Source organism: Pseudomonas sp. C2B4, from assembly GCF_013359695.1.
In the GTDB taxonomy this organism is placed as follows: Bacteria; Pseudomonadota; Gammaproteobacteria; order Pseudomonadales; family Pseudomonadaceae; genus Aquipseudomonas.
Genome location: NZ_JABFMU010000024.1, coordinates 23,781 through 38,241, shown reverse-complemented (window position 1 = coordinate 38,241; position 14,461 = coordinate 23,781). Strand labels below are relative to the sequence as shown.

Annotated in this window: 15 protein-coding genes; 11 read left to right on the top strand and 4 right to left on the bottom strand. The window is 58.0% G+C overall.

Annotation, left to right across the window (positions count from 1 at the left end; genetic code table 11):
- Positions 1-88: 88 nt before the first annotated feature.
- Complete coding sequence (locus HNQ83_RS16700; protein ID WP_175389938.1) at positions 89-700, bottom strand: FMN-dependent NADH-azoreductase; 612 nt, start codon at positions 698-700, stop codon at positions 89-91.
- A 131-nt stretch (positions 701-831) separates the two neighbouring features.
- Here HNQ83_RS16700 and HNQ83_RS16695 point away from each other — a divergent pair, with 131 nt between their 5' ends.
- A complete protein-coding gene (locus HNQ83_RS16695; RefSeq protein ID WP_175389937.1) occupies positions 832-1,740 on the top strand; it encodes a LysR substrate-binding domain-containing protein in 909 nt (302 codons plus the stop codon).
- A complete protein-coding gene (locus HNQ83_RS16690; RefSeq protein WP_175389936.1) occupies positions 1,737-2,096 on the top strand; it encodes an MmcQ/YjbR family DNA-binding protein in 360 nt (119 codons plus the stop codon). Before HNQ83_RS16695 ends, HNQ83_RS16690 begins: the two co-directional genes overlap by 4 nt.
- A 152-nt stretch (positions 2,097-2,248) precedes the next feature.
- On the opposite strand, the gene HNQ83_RS16685 is transcribed toward HNQ83_RS16690, so the two are convergent.
- Both HNQ83_RS16685 and HNQ83_RS16680 read right to left on the bottom strand, forming a co-directional pair.
- A complete protein-coding gene (locus tag HNQ83_RS16685) occupies positions 2,249-2,677 on the bottom strand; it encodes a DUF1294 domain-containing protein (RefSeq protein ID WP_175389935.1) in 429 nt (142 codons plus the stop codon).
- Positions 2,674-3,504: an undecaprenyl-diphosphate phosphatase gene (locus tag HNQ83_RS16680; protein ID WP_175389934.1), complete on the bottom strand. Its 831-nt coding sequence runs from the start codon at positions 3,502-3,504 to the stop codon at positions 2,674-2,676. The genes HNQ83_RS16685 and HNQ83_RS16680 overlap by 4 nt, the downstream gene beginning before the upstream one ends.
- Positions 3,505-3,756: 252 nt before the next feature.
- Between HNQ83_RS16680 and HNQ83_RS16675 the strand changes: the two genes are divergently transcribed.
- The 9 genes from HNQ83_RS16675 (at position 3,757) to HNQ83_RS16635 (ending at position 12,386) form a co-directional block, all read left to right on the top strand.
- Positions 3,757-5,391, top strand: coding sequence for a methyl-accepting chemotaxis protein (locus tag HNQ83_RS16675; RefSeq protein ID WP_175389933.1), 1,635 nt, complete (start codon positions 3,757-3,759; stop codon positions 5,389-5,391).
- A 194-nt stretch (positions 5,392-5,585) separates the two neighbouring features.
- Entirely contained in the window at positions 5,586-6,149 is a 564-nt protein-coding gene (pnuC, locus tag HNQ83_RS16670) for a nicotinamide riboside transporter PnuC (RefSeq protein ID WP_175389932.1), read from the top strand.
- Positions 6,146-6,670, top strand: a complete 525-nt coding sequence (locus tag HNQ83_RS16665; RefSeq protein WP_175389931.1) for an AAA family ATPase — start codon at positions 6,146-6,148, stop codon at positions 6,668-6,670. The genes pnuC and HNQ83_RS16665 overlap by 4 nt, the downstream gene beginning before the upstream one ends.
- A 330-nt stretch (positions 6,671-7,000) precedes the next feature.
- Complete coding sequence (locus HNQ83_RS16660) at positions 7,001-7,441, top strand: hypothetical protein (RefSeq protein WP_175389972.1); 441 nt, start codon at positions 7,001-7,003, stop codon at positions 7,439-7,441.
- A gap of 1 nt (position 7,442) precedes the next feature.
- On the top strand, positions 7,443-8,015 hold the full coding sequence (locus HNQ83_RS16655) for an adhesin (RefSeq protein ID WP_175389930.1): 573 nt from the start codon (positions 7,443-7,445) through the stop codon (positions 8,013-8,015).
- A gap of 50 nt (positions 8,016-8,065) precedes the next feature.
- Entirely contained in the window at positions 8,066-9,514 is a 1,449-nt protein-coding gene (locus tag HNQ83_RS16650; protein ID WP_175389929.1) for a heme utilization protein, read from the top strand.
- 60 nt (positions 9,515-9,574) lie between these two features.
- Positions 9,575-10,255: a C39 family peptidase gene (locus HNQ83_RS16645; protein ID WP_175389928.1), complete on the top strand. Its 681-nt coding sequence runs from the start codon at positions 9,575-9,577 to the stop codon at positions 10,253-10,255.
- Positions 10,256-10,288: 33 nt separating this feature from the next.
- Positions 10,289-11,059, top strand: coding sequence for a hypothetical protein (locus HNQ83_RS16640; RefSeq protein ID WP_175389927.1), 771 nt, complete (start codon positions 10,289-10,291; stop codon positions 11,057-11,059).
- Positions 11,060-11,105: 46 nt separating this feature from the next.
- On the top strand, positions 11,106-12,386 hold the full coding sequence (locus HNQ83_RS16635; protein WP_175389926.1) for a hypothetical protein: 1,281 nt from the start codon (positions 11,106-11,108) through the stop codon (positions 12,384-12,386).
- A gap of 417 nt (positions 12,387-12,803) precedes the next feature.
- On the opposite strand, the gene HNQ83_RS16630 is transcribed toward HNQ83_RS16635, so the two are convergent.
- Complete coding sequence (locus HNQ83_RS16630; protein ID WP_175389925.1) at positions 12,804-14,129, bottom strand: sigma-54 dependent transcriptional regulator; 1,326 nt, start codon at positions 14,127-14,129, stop codon at positions 12,804-12,806.
- Between the last annotated feature and the right edge of the window lie 332 nt (positions 14,130-14,461).

Sequence of the window (14,461 nt, the reverse complement as noted above, 5' to 3'; positions counted from 1 at the left end):
ACAAAAAACTCCGTACCTGACCCTTGCGTGATCAGAATACAGAGTTTTTTGAGTATTGCCTGCGTCGTTCGACGTCTTTATTCAAGCCTTACGCGGCGGCGAACAGTTGCTCGCTGATTTGCGCCTGGGCGTCGCCCATGGCTTTGGTACGCACTTCGTCACCGTAGGCCAGGCCGTGGGCACGGACGAATTCGATGTCGGTGATCCCGATGAAGCCGAACAGCACTTTCAAGTAGTCCTCATGGGCAACGCCGGTTGCCTGGCCGGCATGCAGACCGCCGGAAGTCGAAACGATCACCACTTTCTTGCCGCCGCACAGGCCTTCCGGACCGGCTTCGGTGTAACGGAAGGTTTGACCAGCTACAGCAATGCGGTCGATCCAGGCCTTCAGTTGGGTCGGGATGGTGAAGTTGTACATCGGTGCTGCAATCACCACGGCATCGGCGGCGAGGAATTCGGCCAGGGTCGACGCGCTCAGCTCGGCTTCGTGTTTTTGCGCAGCGTCGCGCAGTTCAGCCGTGGTACCCGCTGCAACCAGCGTGGTCGAAGAGAAGTGGCTGATGGCGTCGGCAGCCAGGTCGCGGTAGGTCACCACGGCCGTTGGCTCGGCGATTTGCCAGGCTTTCACGACTTCACTGCTCAGCTGACGGGAAGCCGAGTTGTCACCAAGAATGCTCGAATCGATATGCAGCAGTTTCATGTGGGATCTCCAGGTGAGGATCGCCGCCAGGGCGATCTGATGGAAACAATCCTACCGACGAAACCAATGACTGATTAGACTGCAACAATGCGATAGTTTGTCCCACTGATAGAACGATTGAGAGCACGCTCATGCAAGACCTTAACGACCTCTATTACTTCGCCAAAGTCGTGGAGGCCGGAGGCTTCGCGGCTGCCGGGCGATTACTGGGGATCCCCAAGTCGCGGCTGTCTCGTCGCATTGCTGAACTCGAGGAGCGGCTGGGTGCGCGATTGCTGCAACGCACCACTCGACAGCTCAAGCTGACGGCCGTGGGCGAACGTTACCTGCGCCACTGTCAGGCCATGCTGCTGGAAGCCGAAATGGCCGACGAGGCCGTGGCCAGCATGTCGAGCGAGCCCCGGGGGCGACTGCGGGTGTCCTCCCCCGTCGGATTGGCGCACGAGATGCTCCCCGGCGTGATCAGCAGCTTTCTGGAGAAATACCCGCAGGTACAGCTTGAGGTGATGCTGGTCAATCGCCGCGTTGATCTGGTGACCGAAGGCGTCGACGTCGCTTTGCGCGTGCGCGAACCGGGCGATGAAGACCCTTTGCTGGTGACCCGTCGCCTGCGACAGGCGCAGATGCTCGTGGTGGCGAGCCCGGGGTTTATCCGCGGACAGGACATCAATCATCCGGACGACTTGAAAAACCTGCCGGTACTGGGCGCCCTTGAACCGGATCGCATGGTGCACATTCGCCTGGTGGATCGCCAGGGCAAACCCTACGACCTGGCCCGTGAAGCACGGCTGGGCATTGACGATTTTATCGTGCGCAAGACCTGTGCCCTCGCCGGCCAGGGTTTCACCACGCTGCCCATGATGTATTGCGAACAGGAGCTGGCCAACGGCTCGCTGGTGCAATTGCTCCCTGAATGGTCGATGCCGGGTGGCTGGCTGCAAGCGGTCTACCCGCACCGACGCGGCGTGATGCCCGCGGTACGCGCGTGGCTCGACCATTTGATCGAAACATTCAACGCCTGCGGGGATCGATTGATATGAAGAGCGGACGCATGAGTGAGGCCGACGTCGCTGCCTTTTGCCTGGCGTTGCCCGGCGCGCGGGAAGATTACAAATGGGGTGGCGTGCGGGTGTTTTCAGTGGCCGGAAACAAGATGTTTGCCTTGCAGAACCTGCGCGGCGACTCCCTGGCGTTCAAGGTCGACAAGGATCTGTTTCTGGGTCACTGCGACCGCCCGGGGATTCACCCGGCGCCCTATCTGGCGCGGGCCCAGTGGATCATCATGACAACGCCCTACCCGCTTGGCGCCGAAGAGTTGCAAGGCTTGCTGCGACGCTCCCATCAACTGGTGGTCAGCAAGCTGCCCAAGCGCACGCAGGTCGGGTTGCTGCTTTAAAACCTGCTCACTAAGTAAGACAAATATTTCTGTGGCGAGGGGATTTATCCCCGTTGGGCCGCGAAGCGGCCCCCTCATTTCCCTAAAAAAGGGGCCTGCTGCGCAGTCCAGCGGGGATAAATCCCCTCGCCACAGAGGTGCAACACACGCTTTCAGAACAATGCGAACAGATGCGCACCAAGAAACAACATGTCGATCCAGAACACCTGGTGCAGCAGCACGATGAGCCAGAACACCAGTTGAAACGAAACCTTGCGCGTCTTGTGCCGAAACACCTGCTGCGCGAGCAAGGCGCCCGGCCAGCCGCCGGCGAACTCCAGTGCATGCAGCACATTTTCCGGGGTACGCCAGTGGTCGGCCCGCGCCTTGCGTTTGTCGCTCCAGTACAGCAAAAAGGCCAGCACGCTGACGACGCCATAGGCCGCCAGGGGGATCGGCGAAACCCCTCGCAGCCACATCGACATCGACCCGAACAGCGGCAGCGCGCAGAGTACCGCGAACATCAGCAGTTTGAGCCGAAGATGGCGGATCTCGCCTCCGGATGGGCGCCCGGGGTTGTGGCGCGTGCTGGAATCACTCATGGCTTGGCGGCGGTCCAGTCAACCCAGCCGAATTGCCAGGTGGCCAGGATGACCAGGCCAAAGGCGATGCGATACCAGGCAAAGGCCGCATAGCTGTGGCTGGCAATGAACTTGAGCAAGCCCCTGACGGCGATCATGGCGAAGATAAACGCGGTGACGAAGCCGATGGCGAATACCGGGAAATCGGCCGGCACAAACAGCTTGTGGTACTTGTAACCCGAGTACACCGCCGCGCCCACCATGGTCGGCATGGCGAGGAAGAACGAGAACTCGGTAGCGGTCTTGCGCGACAGGCCGAACAGCAAGCCGCCAATGATCGTCGAGCCAGAGCGCGAGGTCCCCGGAATCATCGCCAGGCACTGGGCGAAGCCGACTTTCAGGGCATCTTTCCAGGTGATGTCATCCACGGTTTCGGCATGCACCTCATGCTGGCGCTGCTCAGCCCACAACATGACGATACCGCCCACGACCAACGCGGTGGCCACGGTGATCGGGTTGAACAGATAGTGGTGAATCAGGTCGGCGAAAATAACCCCCAGGACCACCGCCGGCAGGAAGGCGATCAGCAGATTGGCGGTAAAGCGTCGGGCACTGGGTTGTGTTGGCAACCCGATGACGACGTCGAAAATCTTGCGGCGAAACTCCCACACCACCGCCAGGATCGCCCCGAGCTGGATGATGATGTTGAATGCCATGGCGCGCTCGCCACCGAAATCGAGCAGGTCGGCCACAATGATCTGGTGCCCGGTGCTTGAAATCGGCAAAAACTCTGTCAGTCCCTCAACAACCCCAAGAATCAACGCCTGAAAGGCAGTCCAAAGATCCATCAATCCCCCAAAGGCTATGCGTCAACGCAGGCCCCGTCTGTATTTTTTCAAAGCGTTCAGCGTAGTTGAAAACTCGCGCGCACAAGATACCTGCAGGCTGCGGAAAATTCCGTGAAATATCATTTTGTATTCAGGTTTTTCCGCGCAAAGCCGAAAGGCTATCAGGCAAGCCTGATTTGCGTCGCCGCGATATCGGGTCGGACATCTGCCGACAAGCATTAAATACAAGAATAAAAACCGGAGTACCGCGTTATGAACAGCTTGCGCAATATGTCGATCAGCCGGCGTTTGTGGCTCATCTTGATCGTGGCCGTGATGATGCTTTTGGCCCTGGGCGTCATGATGCTCAAGCAGATTCACGATGATCTCTACGAGGCCAAGGCACAGAAAACCCAGCATGTGGTGCAAACCGCCAGCGGCATTCTCACCTACTACCACGACCTGGAAACCGCCGGCACCCTGACCCGCGAGGCGGCACAGAAACAGGCCCTCACAGCCGTGCGTGGCTTGCGTTATGACCAGAACGATTATTTCTGGATCAATGACCTGACGCCGGTGATGGTCATGCACCCGGCCAACCCGAAACTCGATGGCCAGAACCTGTCGGCCATCCGCGACCCGGACGGCTTCGCGGTGTTCAACGAAATGGTTGCCATCGCCAAGGCCAAGGGCGCCGGCATCGTCAATTATCGCTGGCCCAAACCGGGCGCCAACGCCCCGGTGGGAAAAACCTCCTACGTCAAACTGTTCGAGCCCTGGGGCTGGGTGATCGGCTCGGGCGTATACATTGATGACATGCAGGCCGAGTTCCATGGCCAGGTCCGGGATGCATCGGCGATCGGCCTGGCCATCGCGCTGATCATGGCGGGGCTGGTGATCGTGATCGCCCGCAGCATTGTCCGTCCACTTCAGGAAACCGTGAACGCGATGGCCAACATCGCCAGCGGTGAAAGCGACTTGACCCGCAGCCTCGACACCCACGGCCAGGACGAAGTCACTCAACTGGCGCGGCACTTCAATGCCTTCACCACCAAGCTGCGTTTGGTGATCGGTGAGTTGCAGGTGTCCGCCGGCGCCCTGGGCCAGTCGTCCAGCGATCTGGGCAACGACGCCATTCAGGCCCAGCAGCGCAGTCAGCAACAGTCGCAACAGATGGAACTGGTGGCTACCGCTATCAATGAAGTGACCTATGGCGTGCAGGATGTCGCGAAAAACGCCGAGCATGCCGCCAGCGAAATGCGCGACGCCCAAGCTCAGGCTCAACAAGGCCAGGTCAATATCGATAGCAGCCTGCAACAGATCAATACCCTGTCTGACACCATCGATCAGGCGGTGGAGGTGATCCGCACGCTCGCCGCCGAAAGCACCCAGATCGGCAGCGTTCTGGAAGTGATTCGTTCCATTGCCGAGCAAACCAACCTGCTCGCCCTCAACGCCGCCATCGAGGCCGCCCGGGCCGGCGAGCAAGGGCGCGGGTTTGCGGTAGTGGCCGATGAGGTACGCCTGCTGGCCCAGCGTACGCAGAAGTCCACGGCAGAAATCCAGTCGATGATCGAACGCCTGCAAAATCACTCCGAGGCGGCGGTCAAAGTCATCAGCGACAGCAGCCGGGCCTCGCAACTGACCATTGAACAGGCCGGATTGGCGGGTGCCAGCCTCAATGCCATCGGCCAGGCATTGCGCAGCCTCAACGGACTGAACGCCTCGATTGCAAGCGCGACACTGCAACAGGCGCACGTGGTCGAGGACATCAACCAGAATGTCACGCAAGCTGCCGGGCTTTCCCACAGCACCGCGCTGGCGGCTGAACAGTCGAGCGCTGCAAGCGTACGGCTCAAGGGGTTGAGTGAGCAGTTGAACGGGTTGCTCAGGCAGTTCCGCGTGTAAGCCAAAACATCGCCCGCATGACTTCTTGTGGGAGCGAGCCTGCTCGCGATGGACTTCAACGTTAACGCGCCCTGTCTGAATGGTCGCGTCGCCCGGAGGTTTTTCGCGAGCAGGCTCGTTCCCGCAAGGTATGGCGTAAAGGCCGCCTGAGGTTACAATCCGCCCCCTCTTCGACTTTCCCCCAAGGAACCTGCATGTCCGGGCTTGAACTGTTTGCCGCCACCCTCGGTGTCATTGCCGTCTGGCTGACGGTCAAGCAGAACCCCTGGTGCTGGCCGATCGGCCTGGTCATGGTGCTTATCTATAGCTGGATCTTTTTCGAAGTGAAGCTGTATTCGGACATGCTGCTGCAAGTGATCTATGCCGGCCTGCAGATTTACGGCTGGTGGCAGTGGACGCATGCTGGCGATGCGCGGCGTGGGCGCGAGGTCAGCTGGCTTGATGGTCGATCCGTGATGTTCGGCCTGATCATCGGCGCGTTTGGCAGCCTGTTGCTGGGCGCCGCCATGGCGCACTGGACCGATGCCGCACAACCCTGGCTCGATGCGGCACTCACGGGCTTCAGCCTGGTAGCGCAATGGTGGATGGCCCAAAAGCGTGTGCAGTGCTGGCCGCTGTGGATCGTCGTGGATGTTATCTTCGTCGGGTTGTTCGTCTACAAAGAGCTGTACCTGACTGCCGTTTTGTATGGATTGTTCCTGCTGCTGGCCGTGCAGGGCTGGCGTGAATGGCGCGCGGCCCCGGCGTTGCGCACATGAAAGTCCTTGTGCTGACAGGCCCCGAATCCAGCGGTAAAAGTTGGCTTTCGAGTGAGATTTTCGCCAATTATGGCGGCATATTGGTCAACGAGTACGTTCGGCACTTTATCGAAAGCGAAGCGCGCGAAACCCGCTATGATGACATCTCATCCATAGCACATGGCCAGCTGACGTGGGAGGATGAAGCACGCGCCAAACAGCCTTCACTGTTGATTCTTGATACGCACCTCTTGAGCAACATCCTTTGGAGTCGCACGTTGTTTGGCGCGTGTCCGGAGTGGATCGAGCAAGCATTGCTGGCTCGGCATTACGACTTGCATTTGCTGCTGAACCCCGAACACGTGGCGTGGCATGACGACGGACAGCGTTGCCAACCACAACTGGCAGAACGCCAGGCGTTTTTCCAGGCCAGCCGAGAATGGCTTGACCAGCACCGCCAGCCTTATCAGGTGCTGCAAGGTGATTGGAAGCAGCGAAAGGAGGCGGCATTCGAGGCGGTAACGCGCTTGCTCGACGCCTGACAGATTGGCCCCCTCCCGGCCGAAAATGTCCATTTCTGAAACACCCGCCCCGCGTAAAACCGCGAGTTAGAGCGCTCCGAGCGTTTCGGCGCAATAATGTAAAGCGGCTGATACAACCTGGCCCAAACGCCCGTAATGAGCAATGCCGCCGGCAAAGACGGTACTTCTGGGCGGCTCTGTCTCAGTGGCTTTACAAATCCTTTTGACCATTTCGTCAATCGAAGCCAAGCCCCTGTTATCAATAGAAAATCAAAAACCGGCACACCTTCTGCTCTGTTCCTCGTATCGCTGATAAGGGCCAGCGTACGACTAACAGAAGGAATTGCCGCCGTGGGGAAACTTGATAAAGGCTTTTACAGCCTCCTGCTGATCGGATGTGCGCTAGGTTCAAGTGTCAGCCTGCCTGTACAGGCTGAAAACGGCATCGTTGTCATCACTCGTGATGTCCAACCGCGCATGGCAACGCGCCCGCCGATGATCCCCGACCCCAACCCCACGACCGTCAATACCAACCCCTCCCAACAAATCCTAAGACAAACGAACGAACTGAGTGACGGCGACTTTGCTGGCGTCACCAGTGGTACGGGTATCTCAGGCCTGGTCAATCAAGGCGCCACGAACAACCTGGGCGGCAACATCACCAATCAGACCCAACTGACCAACCTCCCCGGCGGACGGTCGGGAAATGGGGGCAGTGGCATTGCCAACATGGTCAATTCAAGCGTTCAACGAGGCATGGGCGCGCTGAATATCATCGCGGGAGACCGTTAAGATGAATCGTACGCTGCTGATGATCGCCATGTTTTGCAGTGCATCGACCTTCGCCCAGCCTCCCGTCATCAATAATGCCGAAATCGACAATTCCGGCATGCAGTACAACGGCAACCTGACAGTCAACCAGGCCGCGGGCGACCTGCAACAACAGGCCAATGCCCGGGCCATCGCCACTGGCACCAACGCCAGTGCTTCCACGCAGATTCGCCAACGTCTGCGCACGATAGTCGATCCCAACATGGATGCCAGCTCCAGCATTCAAGGCAACTCCTTCAGCAACGGCAACGGCGCACTGGGTGTCAACCAGAGCTCGGGTGCCAGCAACCAGCAGGCCAATGCACTGCGCATCAGCATCAGTGCCCAGCCGCAAAGTCTCGACGACAGCGTCCTCATGCAACAGAACGTGGCGCTGCTCAACAACTCCGATCCAACTGACTCTACACCCGGCTATCGCCAGGTCACTACCAGTGACCAGGCATTCACCGGTAGCCGTGGGGTAATTCAGTTGAATCAGAGCGCCGGGGTGGGAAACCGAATGGCCAACACCCTCAGCGTACGGGTCGTGGATTGACCCAAAAGGTAATAACAACACTTAACCTAAAATAAGTACGGAGAATCACCATGAAACCTTCGATGGCACTGAAGCCTCTGGTTTTCGCAATTGCTGCGGTCATGGCTGTTGCTGTACAAGCTGGAAACGATCGGGGTCACGGCCACCATAATAACGGCCACCACACTCCTCCTCCAACCAAGATCCCTGTGTATGCGACTGCCAATGCTCACGATAAGCAAAGCAGTACCAACAATCGCATCACCAACGAGGGGACCCAGAACGAAGCTGAAATGAGCAGCTCCGCCACAGGCACCAGCGGCAACGTCGGCGTCAACGTGGCGGCAGGTGCAGGCAACCAGCAAGACAACGCGGCTGCCATTGCCAATGCCGGCGCTGACTCCAGCCTCGACAACAGCTTCGTGTTCGGCAGTGCTTCTGCCACCGCTCGCGTCACGCAGTACAGCAACAACAACAAAGTGTACAACTACGGCACCACAAACACTGCCACGATGAGCGCTTCGGGTAATAACGGCAGCGGCAACATGGGGATCAACATCGCTGGCGGCGACCTGAACCAGCAGAAAAACACCATGGCAATTGCCAACTCCAATGCTCCGCTCGGCAACGCAACCGCTACTGCGTCCGCCGATCAAAACGGTCCAGGCCTCGTTGTGAACAACGCCGCCGATCGGACCTTCCGCCTGGATACGATCACCCTCACCACCACGAAGAGCGGCAGTTCTTCCTTCGATAAATCTTTCGAAGCGAGCGGCAGCCAAAGCAATTCTTCGAGTTGGGCTAAGGCCGGATCGAAAAGCTCTGAGTCCAGCGGTTCGCTTAGCATTGATGTAAGCGGTTCGAAGAGCAGCGCGGCAAGCGGTTCCAACAGCAGTGCTTCAAGCGGCTCCAACAGCAGCACTGCAAGTGGTTCCAACAGCAGCGCAGCTAGCGGTTCTTCGAATACCACTGTGAGTGCTTCCTTGAACGCGACTTTGGACGCTGCGGCAGAGGCTTCCAGTTCCGTTACTTTCGGCAACCACACTCGCAGCCGCAGTTCCGACGCTTCGCTTAACGCATCGCTTAACGCAACCCTCGATGCTTCGGTCGACAAATCGTTCGACAGATCGCACGAGTCCTCGTTTGACCGTTCGCGCGACTCTTCGTACGACCGTTCACACGAATCCTCGTACGATAAATCGCGCGAATCCTCGTTCGAAAAATCGTTCGATGCATCGTTCGAGAAAGCGAACGCGTCCTCGTTCGAAAAATCGGGCAGCCAATCGTCCGAATCGGCGTACGACAAAGCGAAGAGCTACAGTGAGAGCAGCGCATATGATCTGAGCAACACTGTTTCCTTCCAAGTGCTGACTCCAACCGGCTGGGCAAACCCTGTAACCAACACTGCAACCCTGAGTGGTTCGGTGAATGGCGGCAGTGGCAACCTGGGTGTCAACGTAGCTGCTGGTGTGGGCAACCAACAAAGCAACTCGCTGGCTATCTCCAACACTTCGTTCTAATGCTGTCTCTGGAGGCCCCCTCACGGGGGCCTTTTCAACACAACCAGGGGGCATCCCATCATGCGCATTATCGCCTTGGCATTTTTGCTTTGCGTGGCCAGTGTGATCGAGGCGGCGCAGATGCCGCTTTCCATCCTTCCGGGTGGCGCGGTGGTGTACAAGCCGATCCAGAGCATACGCGAACGTAAATTCGCCGACCTGGTGCAACAGAAAACCGACTTCAGTTGTGGCGCCGCGGCGCTGGCAACCATATTGCGCCAGGCCTATTGGCTGGACGTCAATGAAGAACAGATCATTGAAGGCATGCTGGCACATTCCGATCAGGATCTTGTCCGCGTTCAGGGCTTCTCCATGCTTGATATGAAGCGCTACGTGGAAAGTATTGGCATGCGGGCCCGTGGCTACCGCGTAGCGACGGAAACCTTGAACGACATCAAGATTCCGGTTGTCGTGCTCATGGATGTCCGTGGCTACAAACACTTTGTGGTCATGCAAAGAGTCCATGACGGCTGGGTTTACATCGGCGATCCGGTACTCGGTCATAAACGCTACAAAGTCGAGGACTTTGTCAAAGGCTGGAACGGCATCATCTTTGCCATCATCGGCCAAGGCTATGACAAAACCAATGCGCTGCTCGACCCACCCCTGCCCCTGACCGCCAGGAACCGCATCAACGCCTTCAACCCGGTGCAAGACGCAGAGTTGATGGATTTTGGATTCATCCAAAGCGACTTCTTCTAATAACAAGGGAGCATGAAGCTCCGGGAGTATCCAATGAAGACTCCAATCTGGCTGGCCATGGTTTGCCTGACCGCCAGCCTGCCCACCCAGGCAGAAATATTTAAACCCATCGAACTGAAGGATCAGGAATTGGCGACCCTGCGAGGCCGCTATGTCATGCCGGGCCGGATTATCAGTTTCGGCGTCGTCATGACCAGCACCTGGGAAAATGCCAAAGGTGAAGTGATCGGGGCAAGGTCCTCGATGCAAATTCAACAATCGACCATCAAACCCCAGTTCTACGTGTCGATGATCGACGAAAAACCTACGAGCTCAACCTCAACGCGCTCGCAAGACACAAGCACTAACACCAGCCCTGGCACCGGTACCGTCACGGGCGGCAACGGCCTCAACAGCACCCAAGGTGTCACTCAAGTCGTACGTGCTGCCGGCGACAACAATACGGCCTACAACAATGTTGATATCAACGTTGCAAAAGCGAACCAGACGCCAGCCACGCAACCACCGGGCCAGGCTTTGGACCCAGGCTCGACGTTGACCGGCTCCAATGGCGCGGGCTCGCTGAGTATTTCCTCCACCGGCACCGGCGTACAACTCAACATCGTCGCCAACAACAACCAGGGCAGTGCCATGCAACGCCTTGGCCAAGGTGGACTGATGCAGAACACGACATTGCTCGGCAGTACCAATCAGGTCCGCAACCTCACGTCCTTCAATGTCGTACTGCGTGACAGCGCGCAGGCGGCCGGGTCCTACAACGGCAATCTGGACCAGCTCAAAGGTCTTCGCACTTCCGGATTCTGATCTACGCTCAGTCTCATCAGATGCATTCAGAAGGGACGGCTTACCCATGCACCGATCGTTTACGCTCAGAGCTATCGTTTGTTTGAGTAGCCTGGCTCCGGGAGCATTGCTACAGGCAGCACCGGACCCCCAGGTTGAAGCACTAAAACAAGAACTCATGGAGTTGAAACAACGTTACGAAGCACAACAGAACGCGCTGATGGTCCTCGAACAGCGCGTTCGCCAAGTCGAAGAAACACCTGCAACACCGCCTCCCAAGCGCCTGACCCGATCCCCCGCCGAAACGACCAAGGGCGGCCAGGCGGTGGCCGCGGGTGCGCCCGGAACCACGGGCAGTTCCTACGGGCAGTCACTCAAGGACGACTCGGAACCGGCTCAAAGCGTTTCGAACCTGTACGACGAAGCCAGCGGGTTCTTCGGCGGCGGCAAGTTCAGTGTCGAAACCGGCCTGACCTATACCCACTACGATACCCGTGCATTGACGCTCAACGGCTTCCTGGCACTGGACTCGATTTTTCTCGGCAACATCAACCTCGACCGCATCAAGGCCGACAACTGGACCCTGGACCTGACCGCGCGCTACAACGTGGCGCAACGATGGCAGTTCGATATCAACGTCCCCGTGGTGTATCGCGAATCGACGTACTCCTCCGGAGGCGCTGGTGGCGCAGGACCGGTGACATCGGATGCCAGCGTCACCCGCGACCCGACCATCGGCGATGTCAACGTTGGCGTTGCCTACAAGTTCCTGGATGAATCGGAAAACCTGCCCGACGCGGTCGCTACCTTGCGCGTCAAGGCACCGACCGGCAAGGACCCTTACGGTATCAAGCTGGTTGAGGACCCTGGCAACGATAACCTTGCGGTGCCCGAGGACTTGCCTACCGGCAACGGTGTCTGGGCAATTACCCCGGGGATCTCGCTGGTCAAGACGTTCGACCCGGCCGTACTGTTCGGCAGCCTGTCTTACACCTACAACATGGAGGATTCTTTCAGCGACATCAGCCCTCAGGTCGGCTCCAAAGTGAAGGGTGACGTAAAACTGGGCGATTCCTGGCAGATCGGCGCCGGTATTGCATTCGCCTTGAACGAGAAGATGAGTATGTCGTTCTCGTTCACCGATCAGTTCGCCCGCAAGAGCAAGATCAAGCCGGACGGTGGCGATTGGCAATCGATCACCAACAGCGATTACAACTCGGCCAACTTCAACATCGGCATGACACTGGCAGCCACCGACAACCTGACAATCGTCCCTCAACTGGCCATCGGCCTGACCGAGGACTCGCCGGACTTTTCCTTCAGCCTGAAATTCCCGTACTACTTCTGATCCAGCCCCACAAAAAACCCCGCTGCGATTCATTTCGCAGCGGGGTTTTTACTGTAGGAGCGAGCCTGCTCGCGAAGGCGGTGGCTCAGTCAGCATCGATGTTGGATGCAATGGCCTCTTCGCGAGCAGGCTCGCTCCCACAGGGGGTTTGCGATGCTCTTGAAATATGTGTGCCACCACCGGCCATTGTGGGAGCGAGCCTGCTCGCGAAGGCGGGGGCTCAGCCGGCATCGATGTTGGATGCAATGACCTCTTCGCGAGCAGGCTCGCTCCCACAGGGGGTTTGCGATCCTCTTGAAATATGTGTGCCACCACCGGCCATTGTGGGAGCGAGCCTGCTCGCGAAAGCGGTGGCTCAGTCAGCATCGATGTTGAATGCGATGACCTCTTCGCGAGCAGGCTGCGACTAAAAGGGCTTCAACGAATCTGATGCTTGTGCAACAAACGGTAGAAAGTGGGCCTGGAGATTCCCAGTACCCTGGCGGCGATGCTCAAATTATCACTGTGGCGGTTAAGCACATCGCACAAGGCCTGGCGCTCGGCCCGGTGCTTGTACTCTTCCAGCGTGCCCATTGGAGGGGCAACGCCATGATGGCTGATCAGCCCCAGGTCTCGCGCTTCGATTTGCCGGCCTTCGGCCAATACCAATCCGCGACGAACCCGGTTGGCCAGCTCGCGAACATTGCCCGGCCAGTCATGCTTGCCCATGGCAATCAAGGCGTCATCACTGAAACTGCGCGGACGGCGACCGGTTTCATGGCTGTAGAAATGTGAAAAGTGATTGGCCAGCATCGACAAATCGCCATTGCGCTCACGCAGGGGCGAAGTCGCGACCTGCAAAACGTTCAGGCGATAGTACAGATCTTCGCGAAAGCGTTTCTTCTCGATCGCGGCCTCGAGATCGACATGGGTCGCGGCCAAGACCCGCACATCCACCGGAATCGGCTGACTGCCGCCCACCCGCTCGATGTGCTTTTCCTGAAGGAAACGCAACAGGTTTGCCTGCAGCTCCAGGGGCAGATCACCGATTTCATCGAGAAACAGCGTGCCGCCGTTAGCCGCTTCCAGGCGCCCGATCTTGCGCTGATGGGCGCCCGTGAAGGCCCCCTTCTCGTGCCCGAACAGTTCGGACTGGATCAGGTGCTCGGGAATCGCGCCGCAATTGATCGCGACAAAGGGTTTGCTGTGGCGAAGGGATTGCCGGTGCAGCGTGCGGGCGACCAGTTCTTTACCTGTCCCGCTTTCGCCGCGAATCAACACGGGCGACTCGGTGGGCGCCAGCTTGCTCAATAGTTTGCGCAATTCACGTATCGGCTTGCTGTCGCCCAGCAGCTCATGCTCGGGCTGATCGATATGAACCGTGCCCTGCCCGCGCAGGCGTGCCATGCCAAAGGCTCGCCCCAGCGTGACCTGGACCCGGGATACGTCGAACGGCAAGGTATGGAAGTCAAAAAACCATTCACAGACAAAGTCCCCGACATTTTGCAGGCGCAGGACTTCCTGATTGAGGACGGCAATCCATTCGGTACCACTACGACTGATCAATTCCTTGACGGCGTCCGGATGCTCGAGGTGGAACGGCTGCAGGCGCAACAGGCCCACATCGCAGGCTCGGTCGGAGGCGTTTTCCAGCGAACAGCTGTCAACGTCCCAACCCACGGAGCGTAATCCCGGCAATACACGATGGCAGTCGTCACAGGGATCAACCACTAATAGACGTCGTAAAGCTGGCGCTTCGCTCATGACGGTTCCTTGGCGCCAAATTCGAGGAAATTTTATTAAAAACAGTCATTTGGCGGACCTGGCTGTAACATTAGCAAGAATTTGACAGGGCCTTGTATCGTTTGACTATAGGGTTGTTGCGTAAATCGTTATAAGAAACTGTATTGTTAGTTACCTAACGAGTCTTTCCTTTCATTCAGCTTTCAAAACAAGTGTTTGTGAGGGGCATTTGAAAGAAAGTTTGAAATTTCTTTTCTTTGTGTGTGACCCGAACCCCGGTAACGGGCATCAGTACAAGTAACCTGCCGAACGGTAAGCCCAACCGTCGGCACATCACTTGATTGGGCATACAG